Here is a 15,601-nt window from a genome sequence, read left to right as displayed (position 1 = left end):
CGAGAGTGGAAGTCATGAAAGCGCCTGCACCTACGCCCACTGATGACGCCGGTTCAAACTGCATTGACTCCAGCATCGCGGCGATGGCGGCCTTCGAGCTTTTGCTTCTACGCTGCTTTTCCGGGCGACTTTTAGGTTGCCGCTGTGCGGCGGGTTTGTTCGGCGGCGGTTTTCTGGGGGCCGGCTGGCGGATTTCCGTCGTTGTGAAGCGTTTGCTCGAGAACTCAGGAGGCCGAGAACAGCCGCCTTGTCTATCGTATCGGTATCAATCTCGGTTACATCATCGTTGACGGTGAGGACATCTATGGTGACGGGGTCAATGTCGCGGCGCGCCTGCAATCGCTCGCCGATCCCGGCGGCGTCGCGATCTCCGGTATCGTATGCGAGCACATCGGCAGCAAGTTTGCGGCCGAGTTCGAGGATTTCGGTGAACATACCGTGAAGAACATCGAGCGGCCGATACGGGTCCACATGGCGCGCCTCGGACATTCCATGGCGCGACACGCCCCGGACATGGCCTGCTGCGGCGGCAACCTCCACAAATGGCGAAGGCGCGTCGATCGCAGTCCTGCCGTTCACCAACATGAGCGGCGATGCGGAGCAGGAATACTTCAGCGACGGCATCACTGAAGACATCATCACCGACCTCTCGAAAGTGTCAGCGCTTAGCGTCGTCGCCCAGATTCGAGCTTCGTTTACAAGGGACGCGCGATAGACGTGATGCAGGTGGGACGGGAGCTCGGCGTAGGCTATTGCTGGAAGGCAGCGTGCGCAGGGCGGGAAACAGAGTACGCATCGCGGCTCAGGGATGCCTTGCAGAACGTCCGCAGGCTGGATCGGAATGACGCCATTCAGCCGCGGCTCTAGGCCTGCAACATCGCTTACATCTGCCGAACGCGTCCCGGCTGTGGGCACCGGAAGCGCCATTGATCTAGCGCTGCGTGCGGAGATCGCCGCGGGTGCCCGCCGGCTGCCCTCGTAGCGAGACAGTCAATCTCCCTCGAGGGTTGGCTTGTCGCTGCGCATCTGGCGCAGCATGTTCCGTCCGGCGGCGAGCATTTCAAACAGGAACGCCACGAGCGAGCCGATGAGCGAGACTATCGCCCCGCCGAAGAACCAGAAGAGATTTTCCTCGCGGAAACCGAACGCGAGCGCACCAGCCAGCAGATTCAGGATCGCACAGCCGGTACAGATCGCAGCCAGTGTCCCTAAGCCGACCGCTATCTCCAGGGCGAGCGTCCGTCGCCGCAGATAAGCGAGTTGCGTGCGCCGCGCCTCGCTCTGCTCGTCCTTGTCCCCCACCTCATTCACGCGATCCGATACCCGGCCGAGCCTAGTCGCGTAGACGCTCACGAACCCGGCCGTCCCGGCAAGGAGAAAGACAGGTGCGAGGGATGTTTGGATGATCGACGCAAAATCATCCACGATTGGTGGCGGCTCCATGCGTGCCCTTCAGATTTTTGGCGCGTCTACGACGGGTCAACAGGGGCGGCCCTAGAATCGCACCACAAGCCCGAGGATCGGGCCCTGCTGCACGACGTCGAAGACGAATCCGTCATTGCTGTAGTCGACCCCCAGGGCGCGGTAGCCGGCCACGGCCGAAACGGTGTCGCTGAACCGGTAGCCGATCGCCGCCGCGACGTCCCAGTCCAGATCCGCACCGCCGGCGCCGACAAGCCCCCATCCGGTTAGGTAAATCTCGGGCGTGAGCGCATAGGTGCCGCGAAAGCCGGCCAACCCGTCCACCCAGGTCGCGTCGTCCGTTCTGGAACGCCCGTCGAGAATACCGCCCCTGAAGGAGAGCTCGCTTTCGACGGACCAGACGCGCAGGCCACCGACGACATCCAGCCGCGCGGAACCGTCTTCAAAGATCGCATAGCCCGCCCCAAGCAATCCCGCGAAAGTCTCGGACGAGAGCTCGACGTCGGTTGCAAGAATCCCCCTCGGGGTACCAGCTTGGCCGGAGATTTTCGTGTACATCACGTCGCCGAAAATGCTGTAGGGGCCGTAACGGGCCTCACCGATCGCCATCGCGCCGAAATCGAGATGATCGAAGATGTCGCTGAAGCTGGCGTCGACATGGGCTTTCGGCAATCCGAACTGTGCGACGTCGCCCGAGAGCCCCGCCGCCCAGAAATAGGGTGCAAAGGAGAACGTCCAGCCGTTCTCGGTCGTGGTCTGTTGAACCTGCGGCGTCATTGGCGAATGGATGTCCGCGGCGATAGCGCTGCCGGCGCACAGAAGGCTTCCGACGGACGCCAGAGTTCGAATGAGGCAAGATGTCATTATTCCCCCGACAAAAGTTCGTTCCGCTGTGAGGCGCGAATTCAACTCTCCGGCGTGATCATGATCGCGCGCCGTGATTCGGCCAAACAATTTTTGACACGTTTCGTTAGGCGTCATTACCGGCTGCAACTTCCAGTCCCCATCTGGCTTCTGTCGCTGCACGCGGCACCCGTCGTGCTTTGCGCCGCCTGGCCGGAAGGCGCGACCAGCGCCTCGACATGGTGGGCATAGTTCTGCCGGGTGTGCTGGTCGACAACGGCAACCGGAGCGGCAATGACCAAGGCGGTCGCGGTTCCGACCGTCTGCGCCGCCCCGGCGGTTGCCGCGACGATGTGATCGCCAAGCCCCAGCCGGCTGTCGGTCAATGTCTGGCCGGTTGAAAGGCGGGTGCCGATCAGTTGCACGATCTCGGGTGATTCCGCGAACTTGCTGTGGTGCAGTTTGTCGCCGGCTTTGACCTTGGTGAGATCAATCACCCCGATGTTGTTCGCTGCCAGTTCCTCCTTGTACGGGGACTGCTCCGGATCGATCGCTCCCAGGCGGGAGACATTGCCCCAAACCCGCCTGGAAACAGCGAGTGCACGATCATCGCGCGAAACGAACAGCGTGAAACGCGGGCGCTGCCGGCCCATGTCGGCGATCTGCGAGCGAAAGACGTCCACATCGACATCGGGTGCTGCGAGCATGACGTTCTTGAACTTGGCCGGCAGCCCGTCATTGCGGATGGCCATCTGGCGCAAGGACTCCAGCGCCAGCCAGTTGCCCATCGAATGCGCCAGGACTGAGACTTCCTTGACCTCCGGATCGCGCGCCAGATACTGGAACAGGTTTTCGACGGCATTGCGCGTGTAGTTGGCGCTTTCGCGATCATAGCCATAAGCGAGAAGACTGCCGCGCGACGGCCATGTCGCCAGCACCGGGACACTCCGGGCACCCGAATCGTGGACGATCTGGGCGAAACGGAAGACGGCATCCTCGAAATGGTTGTTGAAACCATGGATGAAGACGAGAACGCTGCGGTCCGGGCTCCTGCGCACGGAACTGCTCAGCCACTTCTCGGCGGCCGGCCGGTCGACCTCCGCAGCCTTGAGCGTTGCGAAATCCGTGGCCGGATTCGGCGGAAGCCTGCGCGGCCAGGCGACCTCGCCCTCCTTGCGAACCTCGTCGGGCGGGATCGACACGGTGATCTCCGCAAAGGCCGGATGAAGCGCACGCTCGCCGCTGAACATTTCGCCGGGGTTTTCCGAGCGGCCCCGCATCGTCGCAACCAGCATCTCCACCTTGTTGGCCGACGGTGCCGCCGCCACCGGCTGCAGCACGCCCGTGGGGCGGCTCGCGCATCCAGGCAGAAAACCTATCAGAGCCGCGGCCACCAGAATGCCTTGAGCCATCTTGATAGACGGAACGGGCTTCGTGCGGACCGGCGGATGGTGACTTTTGCTCACGGGTTTTCCCAGTGCCGGCGCCGACAAGGTGCCGTGGCAACGCTCTTGGTGATTGGTTGCGAGCAGTCCGCTTTTTCCGGCTGACGATGGAACCTGTACCGCCAGCGGAAAAACGGACGCTCGCGCTTCTCGGCACGCGCTCACTGAGCGGTCAGCGCTTGAACAGCACTGGCCTTGGCGACCGGCGGTGGGTTCCACTTCCCGATCAGCGCGTCGGCCTTGGGTCCGTAAAGTCGCATGGTCAGGTTGAACGACCCTTGCGGAGCCGGAAGCCAGTTCTGTTCCTTGTCCTTCCCGGGACTCTCGTGCTGGAAATAGAGATCGAGCGAACCGTCGCCATTGTACTGGAACGGCATCCAACTGCTGACCGCGAAACGGTTGAGGGGATTGGCGACCTGGAAGCCCTGATCGTCATACAGCGTAATCGACCAGAAGCCATTGACCGGCGGGATTTCGTGCTTCTCGAAATGGATCGTGTACTTGTTCCTGCCGTCGAGCGGCTGGCCGTCTTTGTCGGCGAGGTTGAGCGGGTAGATGGCGTCCTCTGGCAGGTTGGCGCCAAGGCCCTGTTGCGCAACGATGGCGCGCTTGAGGTAGTAGTTGCCGTAGACGCCCATCGTGTCGGTGTTCATCGACCAGCCATTATCGACCCGTGCGAGTGTCTTGACCTTCCAGGCCATCAGTGCCTGGGCGTCCTGCGGCACGGTGGCGAGCGCCTTCTGCACGATCGGATCAGCCTTTGACAGATCGAAGCTCTTGCCGGGTTCGATGCCGATGCGCTTCATCCGGGCAAGGATCGGCTGGTCGGTGATGTGCGGAGGATGAAGCTTCAAGAGTTCGGCAGCGTAAGCGAAATAGTCTCCAGCCGAACTGGTATCGACCTGGATCTTCGGCGGTGTCTTCATGTCGATGGAACGATCGATCTTCACCTCGGCCGGCTTGGCCTCCTTCCCCCACTCCGACAGCAGGGTGATCTGGTAGCCGTCCTGGATTTTATGGACGGCGTCATAGTCCTGCGGGCCATCGGTCTTGGTGCGACCAATGATCCAGACATAGGGTGTCGGCGCGTCGATTCTCTGGGTTCCCTGCGGCAGCTTGAACTCGTCGAACTTGTCCCGCAGGTCCGGCCGCCAGCCGCCAGGGGCGACGAGAAAGTGGCCGGCCGCCGTTCCAGTCGTCCGCCAGCCGGGTGCCGCAAAGACGTTCGTCCACATATCGAGCATCGGCAGCAGATAGAAGCGCCCGCCGGTGTCCGGGGCCGCGACCACCACAGGCTCCTTCGTCAGATCGAGCCAGGCGCTTGAATATAGCGTGTCGAAATTCGGGCGGACGACCACCTTCATGTCCGCCGGCGGAAACTCGAGGACGTTGTTGAAACTGTTGGGCGGGCCGCCGACCGCACCCGCCTTAGCTTCGACGTTTGTTAGCTGCTTGCGGGTGATATCCATCGATATCAGCGGATAAAAATAAACGTAAGCGTCCACGCCGATCGCGTGGGCCTCTTCCTCGGTGATTGCTTCGGCAGTCCATGCGTCGGCAATGGGACAGGCGGTAAGACCGGCCGCGAGGACAACTGTCGCGCCGAGTCTGCTGAACAGGGTCCAGTCCTCGATCAAGCTCATCGAATGCATTTGAACTCTCCATGGTTTGTTGGGATATGACCTGTTAGTTGCGTACTCTTCGGGCGGGGGGAGTGAGGCCACCCCTTTCATGCTTCCGGCTACGCCTCGCCGCGATCCAAGAGGAGCAGCCTCGCATCGTTGATCGAACAGAACCGACTCGTTCGCGGCTGCTTTCGTCGCGCCAGGCCCGAGCCGCCTACGGGCATCGATACGAGATGATGTTGCCGTAGGCATCCCTGACCGGCACGCACGCAGGCGCATAGTAGGTCGCGGCAGCCGCGCCAGCGTAAACGGCTCGCCGTGTCGTACGGCGCGCGACGCCGGCGTAGCTGATGGGCGTCAATGGTCGCCCAATTCGGGCTTCCGCCTGCGATACGAGGTCCGCCGGCCGTTCGGGAAGGAACACGCCGCTCCAGAACAATGCGAAGGTGCCTGTACCAATTGCGAGTACGAATGTTGCAGTTCGATGAATAGCCATCCCACTACTCCTTCAGCGCTTCTGCCGGAGCCGGCAGTTCGCCGACATCAGCCAATGCCGTGAATTCGACGGATTTCGCCCGCGCAGGCGGATTAAAGGCGAACGTCTTCGCGTCAAGCGATGCATCCGTATCCCAGTCCGTGATCCGCAAGGTGTACTGCGGCGCCGCGGCCAGCGTCTTGCTCGTGATGACGTATTTCCTGGGAATCGGCGTGGATCCGCGCTCCACCCAGAGCTGCCAATCCGTCTCCTGGTTGCGGAAGGCCAGGTGCTCGCACTCGACGCCATCCACGACGCTGTGGCCGATGTACTTGGCCTCGATCACACCGGCGACGAGTTCGTCATAGATGTTGGGCAGAAGCAGGTCCGCTCCTGGCAATTCGATATGGTGTTCGGCTCTCAGCCGATCGATCATCTGGTCGATCGACCCCGGTGTATCGAGTTGTGCGAAGGTATTGCTGTCCCTGCCGAGCAAGCTGGCGGTCTTTCCGTCGAAAACAAGTTCGACATCCGTGTATCCCCCGGTCCGCGTCGCTCGCAATTTGTCGGGGCGGCTCAGCCTCATCTCGCCCGAGGAGGCGAACTGCAGCTTTTCCAACTGCGGCGTGATCACCTCGATATCGACGTCATACTGCAACAAAATATGCTGTCGGCCCGTGACATAGTCCGACATCGCTTTCAGGATCTTTTTCGCGTCCGCATCGTCAGCGCGTGTCGGCGACCAAACCGCTACGACGAGCAGAAAGGTCAGTGACGTAAGTCGTGCCGTTCTTTCGAAAGGCGTTGCATGGTCGGTCATTCGGCAAGCTGTTCACTGCTGCCTCCTCTTGGCAAATCCGGGCCGCAGCCCAAACGCTCTCCTAGGCAGCGGTTTCTAGTATGAAGTTTAATCGAGCACATGTAGCATCACGTAAGCTCTGCCGATCCCATGCGCTCGCAAGCCCGGATTTTGTCCTGTGGGCAGGCGTCTTCCAGGTGCGGAACTCGCCTCCAAGGGAACATGATACGCCCGATCGGCCTACCGTATGGGAAGGCCTGCCTTTGCTAGCCCGTCCATGAAATGGGCTTGGTCCTCGGGCCGATGGATGCGCAAAGCAACCTCGCGGCGGATATTCTTCAGAAGGTCGAACGCATTGGTCTCGATCCACTGCCGTTCGTTGGTAGCCTCCGCCGTCTTTTGCAGTTGTCCCAAGATGGCCGCGGCAATGAAATGATAAAGAGGGTTGGCGCGGACATCGGCCGCTCTGATCCACTGCTCAGCGACGACATAGTCTTCCTGCATGTAGGAGCATAGGGCGAGTGATGCCTCGAAGTAGCCGAGCGGTCCCGGATTTCTGCTGACTGCTCCCGCGACGAGTTCACAGCCGCGCTTCCATTCGCCCGATAGCGCCAAACGAAGCCCGTATTCTGCGCTCAGTTCAGGGTCGCTTGGGTTGATCTCAAGTGCCCGCGCGCCGATCTTCAACGCTGTCTCGACGTCGCCGCGGAGGAAGAAGACCAGCATCTCGGCCTGCAGACCGCGCACATTCTGCGGATCCAGCTCGACGGCGCGTCTGGCCGCGTCCATGGCGAGATCGACCGGCGGCGAAGCGGGAGCGTTGAGCCGGTATCGGAACCGGAACTGATCGATGTAGGTGAGGGAGAGCAGCGCCCAGGCGGTCGCATAACCGGGAAATCTCTCCACTGCCCGTTTCAGGCAGCCCTGAACCGAGGCATGCGTCTGCGGATTGAGATCGGCGCGATAGCCATAATACGCCAATGTGCATCGATAGGCTTCCCAGTCGTCCGGCGCTGCGTCTGCGGCCTTCGACGCGTCCGCGCGAAAAATGACGCCATAGGGCTGTGCCAGGGCGGTAGCGACCGCGCGCGCTACGTTGGTTTCAAGATCGAGCAGGCTCCGGGCCTGCAGGCTCTCCCCATAGGTTTCCGCCCACAGAACCGAACCGTCGTCGCGATTGGTGAGGCGGCTGGTCAGCAAGAGTTTGTCGCCGTCAAGCCGCACGCCGCCCGAAAGGGCATAGCGCGCGGACGACGTGGCGCCCGAAAGCGTTTCGCCGGACAAACCCGAGGGGCTGCCGGCGATCACGGCGATCTCCTTGAACTTGGAAATCTGCTCGATGACCTTGTCGGTCAAGCCTCGCGCGACGATCTTCGAGCTGTCGGTTCCCGACAGGTCCTCGAACGGCATTACGATCAATCGCGGCACATCCGGTCTCGCGCGCACCGCATTCGCCGTGCCGAGCAGACCATTCGCCGGCTGATCGGCACGCCAGAGCGCAACAAGGGCGATCACCGCCAGGATGAGAACGCCAGCAGCAGCCAGCAAGACCGGTCTCCAGCGACGCTTCCGCCGCTCACCATTCTTGTCAGCCTCTTCCGTATTTTCAGCGTTCGCTTGTGCGACCGGGCCGCGATCGTTCCGGCTGAAAACCGGGACGTATCCGCCTTTCGGCACGCTGACAATGATCGGATCATTCTGGCCCGCAACGAGGTAATAGCGTTCAAGCGCCCTTCTGATGCGCCCTGCTTCTATTCGAACGACGGGATCATTCTGTGCATCGAACGACGAGTCGCGGCCAAAGACCTCCACCGCAATGGAGAAAGCCTTTATCCGGTCCCCTCGTCCGGCCACGACTTCATCGACGATATAGGTAAGAAATCGGTGCGCTCGCTCGGGCACATCAAATTCCGGACTCGTCTGAATCCGTTTCAACTGTGCGCGAATGTCGCGTTCCGTCGGCGATGAGGTTGCCGCCGCCGGGTCGACGTCGACTGAACGGGTCTGGACCATTGCATTGTGCCCCCAACAGGTCGCCGCAGGTTCAATACCCGCCGGATATTCCCGTTTGCTCGCGTAAATTACATCCCTGCATTGATTTAAAGCAATATGATCGCACTTGAATAATTTCAGGTTGCAAAGGCTACACTAAAATGGGCCGGCACTCGGAGAGCGGTGGTGGGGGAACCAGGTTGCAAGTCGCGACTCGGCATTTCCCTTCACGAGGCCCTCAGATTGAGGAACTGCTGGAGCGGGACGAGAATTTTCGTGGCATGTGCGACGATCTTGCCGCCGCCGAAGAGGCTCTCGCAACCGTCGAGCACTTACCGGAGAGCCTCCGCGCGGCGCGACGCCGCGAATACGAGGATCTTGTCGCGGATCTCGCCAAGGAGATCGCCAAAGCGCTGCAGCGGGCGAACGTCTTCCTGATTCCGCGATCACCGAAGCACTAGCGTGGGATCAGGAAGGCAGAATGCAAATGACGGCTACCAATGCCCCAGAAATCGCCGCCGAGCTGAGGCGAATTCTTCGAGGAGATCCTGCGATGAAACGAGGCATCCGCAAGTGGATCTTGGGAGTCGCCTCGCTTTCCTGCTGGCCGACATCGCCGGCGTGGCGATGCCGGAACTGTCCTTCATCGCGGACGCTCAGGCGGTGGTCGGCCGACCCGCAACGCCCGGCAGCGTCGCAGGCGTGGCACGGCGCACCACGCGGCGGGTGATCCGGCGGTCCACCGTCTATGTGAGCACGTTGCCAGCGGCCTGCGCGAAAACAATCGTCAACGGCACGGTCATCTGGCGGTGCGGCGGAACCTACTACCAGCCGTATGGCGGGCGCTATGTCGTCGTTTACATCGATTGATCAACTGACGGGCAGCAATGCAGGGGATGGCGGAGCTCGGCTACCCATGGGAGTGAAAAGATGATCCAGACAAGATCATTGCATTTGGCAGTTCATATCCGGGCAACCGACGACCTTGCCGGGGCCGCATCCGCCTCCTCCATTCAGGAGCGAACCGCGCCCGAGCCGTTCACCAAGGATGAACTGGTCTCGCCAGCCTCGCCCGTTCCCCGGCAGATCGCCGGGGCCGAGCGCTTTCTTCTTGACTGCTGAAACGCCTGCCCGTGCAAGCAGCGCGGCGCGAAGGGCCTTCATAACAAGTATTATCTGGGATCGCAGATATGGAAGAAACGTTGCATCCTGCGGCATTGGGGCATTTGCCGGCGTTCATCACGGCTCCGGGAGAGACGGACGTTCTGATGAACGTCATGACCGTCTTCGTGGTGCTGCTCATCTTCCTTATTGGAGTGCTGTATCTGCGCCTGCACGCGCTGCCGGAACACATGGCGTACGGCGCCAACAAGGTTCAGTTGCAGCTCGTGGCCGTTCTGTCGCTGATTGCGCTGTTCACGCACAACCACCTGTTCTGGATCGCGGCGCTGCTGCTGGCGCTGATCGAGTTTCCGGACTTTTCGAGCCCTGTGAATTCGATGGCCGACTCGCTCCGCAGAATTGCCGATCGAGACGACAGGCCGCTGGAAACTGTGCCGGCGGAACTTCGCATGGCGCCGGCGAAGCCTCAACCGATCGAGACGGAACCGCAATGGACACCGGTCTCACCGGAATCATCGGCCAGCGACAGTCTGTCAGAGCGGAGGGGGTGAGCGATGCTGGAATTCATGATCTGCTCCCTGCTGACGATCCTGCCTGACTTCCTCTTCCGCCGCTACGTCCAAGGCAAGAGGATCGGCCGGGAAATCAATCTCTATTCCATGTGGTTCGAGCTGCGTTGGGGCATCACCGCCTGCGTCATTCTCACGCTTTCGCTGATCACGCTCATTTTCTACTATCATCCCTCGACGAAGAACGTCACGGCAGCCTTCCGCACGGTCACCATCTTGCCGGAGTCAAACGGGAGGGTGGCCGAGGTGTTCGTCGGCATGAACGAGAAGGTCGCCGCCGGCACTCCGCTTTTCCGCCTGGACAATGCGGTGCAGCGGGCAGCACTTGAGACAGCCCGCCGGCGCGTGGCCGAAATCGATGCCGAGATGGCAGTCGCGCAAACCGAACTGGCGGCCGCTGACGGCATGATCGCGCAGGCGCAAGGCGCCTACCAGCAGGCGCAGGACGAACTCGAGGCACAGCAGGAACTCAATCGGCGCAATCCGGATGTGGTGGCAAGACGGGAGATCGAACGACGCCAGGTGGCAGCGGACGGCCGCAGAGGCGCACTCGACGCCGCCGTCTCGAACAAGCGGACACTTGAGACGAAGATCGCCTCGCTGCTGCCGGCGCAGAAGGCGAGTGCCGAAGCCGCCCTTGCCCAGGCTCAGGTCGAGCTCGACAAGACCCTAGTGCGCGCCGGCACCGCCGGTATAGTCCAGCAGTTCACGCTGCGGCCGGGCGACATCGTCAATCCGATGGTCCGCACGGCCGGCATCCTCGTGCCGGATGATCGCCGGATAGGTCTGGTCGCCGGCTTCGGCCAGATCGAGGCACAGGTGATGAAGCCCGGCATGATCGCCGAAGCGACCTGCGTCGGCAAGCCTTTCGCCGTCATACCGATGGTCGTCACCGAGGTCCAGGAGGTGATCGCCACCGGGCAGGTTCGTCCGACCGATCAGCTCGCCGATGTGCAGCAGATGGCGCGGCCCGGAACGCTGACCACCTTCCTCGAGCCGCTCTTCGACGGCCAGTTCGCCGGCATCCCGCCGGGAAGCAGTTGCATCGCCAACGCATACACCAGCAACCACGACGAATTGCATTCGCCGGACATAAGCACTGGGCGCTGGCTCTTCCTGCATCTGGTCGATACCGTGGGGCTGGTGCACGCCATGATCCTCAGGCTGCAGGCCTTGCTCCTGCCGGTCCAGACGCTGGTTCTGGCCGGGCATTGAGCTGGGGGTCGCCGGATGCTGTTGATTATACCGCGGCCGCCCTCTCTCACGGTCGCCCTGCACAACGATGTCTCCGCTGGCCAGGTAATCGCGGCCGTCGGGATACTGGGCGAAGGGGTAACGGATGAGCGCTGTCTTCAGGCATGGTTGCAGAGATAGCCTTTACGCCTCGATCCTTCTGTTTCTCCAGCTCGTGCTTGCTGCACCTCTGGCCGCTCAGGAACCGGCGACCGTCGCGCCGCCTGCAAAGATCCAGCAACTGATCGAGCTGCTGGATGACCCGGAAGTGCGGCAACGGCTTGCTGCCAGGCAGTCCGCCACGCCGACGGTGCGGCTACGGCTCCACCCGCGGGCGTCGCTTCGCGATGGGTCGCCGCGATCAGGAACCATCTCATCTGCATGCGCGATGCCGTGCCGCGGATCGTGCCGGAGTGGGTGGCGACGAAGGACCGCATTGCGGCGGACATGCAGGGTCACGGCACGATGCCCATCCTCAGGGGCTTCGCTCTCGTGCTCCTCATCGGCTACAGCGCCGAGTTCCTGTTGCGTCATATCCTGGCGGCTGGTGCGCTTGACCCGGAGGTCAAACAAAAAGAGCTCCTCGGCGCTTGTGCGGAGGAGCTCGATAGAAGCGACTTGCGATGCAAGTCTCGTTGGTTGCGGGGGCAGGATTTGAACCTGCGGCCTTCAGGTTATGAGCCTGACGAGCTACCGGGCTGCTCCACCCCGCGTTATCGGTTGTCGCTTGTTGCGGCGTGTCTGTCCGGCCTTGCGCCGGTGCTGTGAGAGAAGATGTTGGTTTGTTTGTCTTGCGTTTTGCAGACCTGGCAGCGACCTACTCTCCCGCGTCTTAAGACGAAGTACCATCGGCGCTGGGGCGTTTCACGGCCGTGTTCGGAATGGGAACGGGTGCAGCCACCCCGCCAGAACCACCAGGTCGGCAAAGCGCAAGATTTGGCCGGCAACGCAATCTTGCTCTTTGCTGGCGCGGCTAGCTTGTCCTTCTCGCTTGTCGCTCGAAGGGCAGCCGCGCTGGCCATACAGTCACCCTTTTGAGGGGATGCACCGTCGGCCCAAGAACAAGTTTCGCATGCGTTGCATGGCAAAACCATATTGAGAAGCTGGCGAGGTTTGCACCTCTTTTTGAACACGTCTTTGACGGCGCCTGTGGCACTTGCCGGAGCTTTGGCTCCGCAAGGCCAGCGGCCGTCGCGCCTTTCGGCGCGGCCCGTCCGGAGCGCGTTTGGCGCGTCAGGACAGAACAATAGCATCATCAAACTTCGTTTGATGAGCATAGGCAACAAGAACGATCAAGCCGATCGAACGATTAGTACCGGTAAGCTTCATGCGTTGCCGCACTTCCACACCCGGCCTATCAACGTGGTCGTCTTCCACGGTTCTCAAGGGAATACTCGTTTTCAGGTGGGTTTCCCGCTTAGATGCCTTCAGCGGTTATCCCTTCCATATATAGCTACCCTGCTATGCCCTTGGCAGGACAACAGGTCCACCAGAGATATGTCCATCCCGGTCCTCTCGTACTAGGGACAGATCCTGTCAATATTCCTACACCCACGGCAGATAGGGACCGAACTGTCTCACGACGTTCTGAACCCAGCTCACGTACCGCTTTAATTGGCGAACAGCCAAACCCTTGGGACCTGCTCCAGCCCCAGGATGCGATGAGCCGACATCGAGGTGCCAAACAACCCCGTCGATATGGACTCTTGGGGGTCATCAGCCTGTTATCCCCGGCGTACCTTTTATCCGTTGAGCGATGGCCCTTCCACGCGGGACCACCGGATCACTATGACCGACTTTCGTCTCTGCTCGACTTGTCAGTCTCGCAGTCAGGCGGGCTTATGCCATTGCACTCGACGAGCGATTTCCGACCGCTCTGAGCCCACCATCGCGCGCCTCCGTTACTCTTTCGGAGGCGACCGCCCCAGTCAAACTACCCACCATACACTGTCCCGGATCCGGATGACGGACCGCGGTTAGACATCCATGTCGATAAGGGTGGTATTTCAAGGACGGCTCCACAGGAACTGGCGTCCCTGCTTCAAAGCCTACCACCTATCCTACACATGCCGACACGAATGCCAGTGTAAAGCTATAGTAAAGGTGCACGGGGTCTTTCCGTCTGACCGCAGGAACCCCGCATCTTCACGGGGAATTCAATTTCACTGAGTCTGCGTTGGAGACAGCGGGGAAGTCGTTACGCCATTCGTGCAGGTCGGAACTTACCCGACAAGGAATTTCGCTACCTTAGGACCGTTATAGTTACGGCCGCCGTTTACTGGGGCTTCGATTCAGAGCTTGCACCCCTCCTCTTAACCTTCCAGCACCGGGCAGGCGTCAGACCCTATACGTCGTCTTGCGACTTCGCAGAGCCCTGTGTTTTTGATAAACAGTCGCTACCCCCTGGTCTGTGCCACCCCATCCTACTTGCGTAGAAAAGGGTCACGCTTCTTCCGAAGTTACGCGTGCAATTTGCCGAGTTCCTTCAACGCAGTTCTCTCAAGCGCCTTGGTATGCTCTACCTGACCACCTGTGTCGGTTTCGGGTACGGTCTATATGGTGGAGCTATTTCCTGGAACCGCGTCCCCGCCTGGACAATCCAATAAGTCCAGACAGGTCAAGCGATCCGTCACTACCACCAGGCCCACGAATATTAACGTGGTTCCCATCGACTACGCGTGTCCGCCTCGTCTTAGGGGCCGGCTAACCCTGCTCAGATTAACTTTAAGCAGGAACCCTTGGTCTTTCGGCGAGAGGGTCTCTCACCCTCTTTATCGTTACTCATGTCAACATTCGCACTTCCGATACCTCCAGGACCCCTCACGGGTATCCCTTCACAGGCTTACGGAACGCTCCGCTACCACGTGCTTGCGCACATCCTCAGCTTCGGTGCATGGCTTTAGCCCCGTTACATTTTCGGCGCAAAGACCCTTATTTAGACCAGTGAGCTGTTACGCTTTCTTTAAATGATGGCTGCTTCTAAGCCAACATCCTGGTTGTTTTGGGATCCTCACATCCTTTCCCACTTAGCCATGACTTGGGGACCTTAGCTGGAGGTCAGGGTTGTTGCCCTTTTCACGACGGACGTTAGCACCCGCCGTGTGTCTGCCGACTAGTACTCCTCGGTATTCGGAGTTTGGTTAGGATCAGTAAGACGGTGAGTCCCCATAGCCCATCCAGTGCTCTACCCCCGAGGGTATTCGGTCGACGCACTACCTAAATAGTTTTCGCGGAGAACCAGCTATTTCCGAGTTTGATTGGCCTTTCACCCCTAGCCACAAGTCATCCCAATCTATTGCAACAGATGCGGGTTCGGTCCTCCAGTTGGTGTTACCCAACCTTCAACCTGCTCATGGCTAGATCACTCGGTTTCGGGTCTAATGCGACATACTAAGGCGCCCTGTTCAGACTCGCTTTCGCTACGCCTCCACCTATCGGCTTAAGCTTGCATGTCACACTAAGTCGTTGACCCATTATACAAAAGGTACGCCGTCACCCTTGCGGGCTCCGACTGTTTGTAGGCATCCGGTTTCAGGTTCTATTTCACTCCCCTTGTCGGGGTGCTTTTCACCTTTCCCTCACGGTACTTGTTCGCTATCGGTCATGCACGAGTACTTAGGCTTGGAGAGTGGTCTCCCCATGTTCAGACAGGATTTCTCGTGTCCCGCCTTACTCAAGGACAATGAGTGTTCTACGTGTAAGGGGCTATCACCCTCTACGGCCCGCCTTTCCAAACGGTTCCACTTCATTCCTCATTGCCACTGGCCTGGTCCGCGTTCGCTCGCCACTACTTGCGGAGTCTCGGTTGATGTCCTTTCCTGCAGGTACTTAGATGTTTCAGTTCCCTGCGTTCGCTTCTTATCCCTATGTATTCAGAATAAGATACCTTTCAACAATGCTTGGAAACCTAAGCCGTGCTTTCGCACGGCTTAAATTTTCCAAGCATCTAAGGTGGGTTGCCCCATTCGGAGATCCATGGATCAAAGCTCATTCGCAGCTCCCCACGGCTTTTCGCAGCGTATCACGTCCTTCATCGCCTGTGCATGCCAAGGCATCCACCAAATGCCCTTCTTTCA

General features: G+C 60.3%; 14 protein-coding genes, 1 tRNA gene, 2 rRNA genes and 1 pseudogene (1 of these 18 cut by a window edge). 6 read left to right on the top strand and 12 right to left on the bottom strand.

The window, feature by feature from the left end:
- Window positions 1-30: 30 nt before the first annotated feature.
- Complete coding sequence (locus tag PYH37_RS32425; RefSeq protein ID WP_425336133.1) at window positions 31-639, bottom strand: hypothetical protein; 609 nt, start codon at window positions 637-639, stop codon at window positions 31-33.
- Here PYH37_RS32425 and PYH37_RS32420 point away from each other — a divergent pair.
- A pseudogene (locus tag PYH37_RS32420) lies at window positions 551-806 on the top strand (transcriptional regulator); the annotation flags it as partial. The gene PYH37_RS32425 and the pseudogene PYH37_RS32420 sit on opposite strands and share 89 nt — an antisense overlap.
- A 184-nt stretch (window positions 807-990) precedes the next feature.
- Here PYH37_RS32420 and PYH37_RS11400 read toward each other — a convergent pair.
- The 7 genes from PYH37_RS11400 to PYH37_RS11370 all read right to left on the bottom strand — a co-directional run bounded on the left by PYH37_RS11400 (window position 991) and on the right by PYH37_RS11370 (window position 8,622).
- Entirely contained in the window at window positions 991-1,443 is a 453-nt protein-coding gene (locus PYH37_RS11400) for a DUF2721 domain-containing protein (protein ID WP_342394664.1), read from the bottom strand.
- Between the two features lie 51 nt (window positions 1,444-1,494).
- Window positions 1,495-2,286, bottom strand: coding sequence for a hypothetical protein (locus tag PYH37_RS11395; RefSeq protein WP_280735042.1), 792 nt, complete (start codon window positions 2,284-2,286; stop codon window positions 1,495-1,497).
- Between the two features lie 116 nt (window positions 2,287-2,402).
- Window positions 2,403-3,677, bottom strand: coding sequence for an alpha/beta hydrolase (locus PYH37_RS11390; protein WP_280736011.1), 1,275 nt, complete (start codon window positions 3,675-3,677; stop codon window positions 2,403-2,405).
- A 194-nt stretch (window positions 3,678-3,871) separates the two neighbouring features.
- Window positions 3,872-5,353 (bottom strand): DUF1254 domain-containing protein, encoded by a 1,482-nt coding sequence (locus PYH37_RS11385; protein ID WP_425336149.1) that lies wholly within the window; start codon window positions 5,351-5,353, stop codon window positions 3,872-3,874.
- Window positions 5,354-5,549: 196 nt separating this feature from the next.
- The gene (locus PYH37_RS11380) at window positions 5,550-5,831 is read right to left on the bottom strand and encodes a hypothetical protein (RefSeq protein WP_280735039.1); all 282 of its coding nucleotides are present in this window, start codon (window positions 5,829-5,831) and stop codon (window positions 5,550-5,552) included.
- A gap of 4 nt (window positions 5,832-5,835) precedes the next feature.
- Window positions 5,836-6,630 carry a DUF2092 domain-containing protein gene (locus PYH37_RS11375; RefSeq protein WP_280735038.1) on the bottom strand — a complete coding sequence of 265 codons (795 nt, stop codon included), beginning with the start codon at window positions 6,628-6,630 and terminating at the stop codon, window positions 5,836-5,838.
- Window positions 6,631-6,849: 219 nt separating this feature from the next.
- Window positions 6,850-8,622 carry a hypothetical protein gene (locus tag PYH37_RS11370; RefSeq protein WP_280735037.1) on the bottom strand — a complete coding sequence of 591 codons (1,773 nt, stop codon included), beginning with the start codon at window positions 8,620-8,622 and terminating at the stop codon, window positions 6,850-6,852.
- 260 nt (window positions 8,623-8,882) lie between these two features.
- Here PYH37_RS11370 and PYH37_RS32230 point away from each other — a divergent pair, with 260 nt between their 5' ends.
- From PYH37_RS32230 to PYH37_RS11345, 5 genes are all read left to right on the top strand, one after another.
- Window positions 8,883-9,062, top strand: a complete 180-nt coding sequence (locus PYH37_RS32230) for a hypothetical protein (RefSeq protein ID WP_342394663.1) — start codon at window positions 8,883-8,885, stop codon at window positions 9,060-9,062.
- A 112-nt stretch (window positions 9,063-9,174) separates the two neighbouring features.
- Entirely contained in the window at window positions 9,175-9,471 is a 297-nt protein-coding gene (locus PYH37_RS11360) for a hypothetical protein (RefSeq protein WP_425336132.1), read from the top strand.
- A gap of 60 nt (window positions 9,472-9,531) precedes the next feature.
- Window positions 9,532-9,723 (top strand): hypothetical protein, encoded by a 192-nt coding sequence (locus PYH37_RS11355; RefSeq protein ID WP_280735035.1) that lies wholly within the window; start codon window positions 9,532-9,534, stop codon window positions 9,721-9,723.
- Between the two features lie 68 nt (window positions 9,724-9,791).
- Window positions 9,792-10,274, top strand: a complete 483-nt coding sequence (locus tag PYH37_RS11350) for a hypothetical protein (RefSeq protein WP_280735034.1) — start codon at window positions 9,792-9,794, stop codon at window positions 10,272-10,274.
- 3 nt (window positions 10,275-10,277) lie between these two features.
- Window positions 10,278-11,507 (top strand): HlyD family secretion protein, encoded by a 1,230-nt coding sequence (locus tag PYH37_RS11345; RefSeq protein ID WP_280735033.1) that lies wholly within the window; start codon window positions 10,278-10,280, stop codon window positions 11,505-11,507.
- A gap of 216 nt (window positions 11,508-11,723) precedes the next feature.
- Here PYH37_RS11345 and PYH37_RS32730 read toward each other — a convergent pair whose 3' ends face one another.
- The 4 genes from PYH37_RS32730 to PYH37_RS11325 form a co-directional block, all read right to left on the bottom strand.
- A complete protein-coding gene (locus tag PYH37_RS32730; protein ID WP_483414597.1) occupies window positions 11,724-12,098 on the bottom strand; it encodes a hypothetical protein in 375 nt (124 codons plus the stop codon).
- Window positions 12,099-12,161: 63 nt separating this feature from the next.
- A tRNA-Met gene (locus PYH37_RS11335) sits at window positions 12,162-12,238 on the bottom strand.
- A 91-nt stretch (window positions 12,239-12,329) separates the two neighbouring features.
- A 5S ribosomal RNA gene (gene rrf, locus PYH37_RS11330) occupies window positions 12,330-12,444 on the bottom strand.
- Between the two features lie 369 nt (window positions 12,445-12,813).
- Window positions 12,814-15,601: ribosomal RNA gene (locus PYH37_RS11325) — 23S ribosomal RNA — on the bottom strand (it continues 7 nt past the right edge of the window).

This window comes from Sinorhizobium numidicum, assembly GCF_029892045.1.
Classification (GTDB): Bacteria; Pseudomonadota; Alphaproteobacteria; order Rhizobiales; family Rhizobiaceae; genus Sinorhizobium; species Sinorhizobium numidicum.
Note: the sequence above shows the minus strand (reverse complement) of the source record. Positions and strands in the feature narration are given on the sequence as shown.

Bases quoted from the DNA above. Each gene is read 5' to 3' on its own strand.
- PYH37_RS32425 (WP_425336133.1), bottom strand. From the start codon at position 639: ATGATGTCTTCAGTGATGCCGTCGCTGAAGTATTCCTGCTCCGCATCG.
- PYH37_RS11400 (WP_342394664.1), bottom strand. From the start codon at position 1,443: ATGGAGCCGCCACCAATCGTGGATGATTTTGCGTCGATCATCCAAACA.
- PYH37_RS11395 (WP_280735042.1), bottom strand. From the start codon at position 2,286: ATGACATCTTGCCTCATTCGAACTCTGGCGTCCGTCGGAAGCCTTCTG.
- PYH37_RS11390 (WP_280736011.1), bottom strand. From the start codon at position 3,677: ATGGCTCAAGGCATTCTGGTGGCCGCGGCTCTGATAGGTTTTCTGCCT.
- PYH37_RS11385 (WP_425336149.1), bottom strand. From the start codon at position 5,353: ATGAGCTTGATCGAGGACTGGACCCTGTTCAGCAGACTCGGCGCGACA.
- PYH37_RS11380 (WP_280735039.1), bottom strand. From the start codon at position 5,831: ATGGCTATTCATCGAACTGCAACATTCGTACTCGCAATTGGTACAGGC.
- PYH37_RS11375 (WP_280735038.1), bottom strand. From the start codon at position 6,630: ATGACCGACCATGCAACGCCTTTCGAAAGAACGGCACGACTTACGTCA.
- PYH37_RS11370 (WP_280735037.1), bottom strand. From the start codon at position 8,622: ATGGTCCAGACCCGTTCAGTCGACGTCGACCCGGCGGCGGCAACCTCA.
- PYH37_RS32230 (WP_342394663.1), top strand. From the start codon at position 8,883: ATGTGCGACGATCTTGCCGCCGCCGAAGAGGCTCTCGCAACCGTCGAG.
- PYH37_RS11355 (WP_280735035.1), top strand. From the start codon at position 9,532: ATGATCCAGACAAGATCATTGCATTTGGCAGTTCATATCCGGGCAACC.
- PYH37_RS11350 (WP_280735034.1), top strand. From the start codon at position 9,792: ATGGAAGAAACGTTGCATCCTGCGGCATTGGGGCATTTGCCGGCGTTC.
- PYH37_RS11345 (WP_280735033.1), top strand. From the start codon at position 10,278: ATGCTGGAATTCATGATCTGCTCCCTGCTGACGATCCTGCCTGACTTC.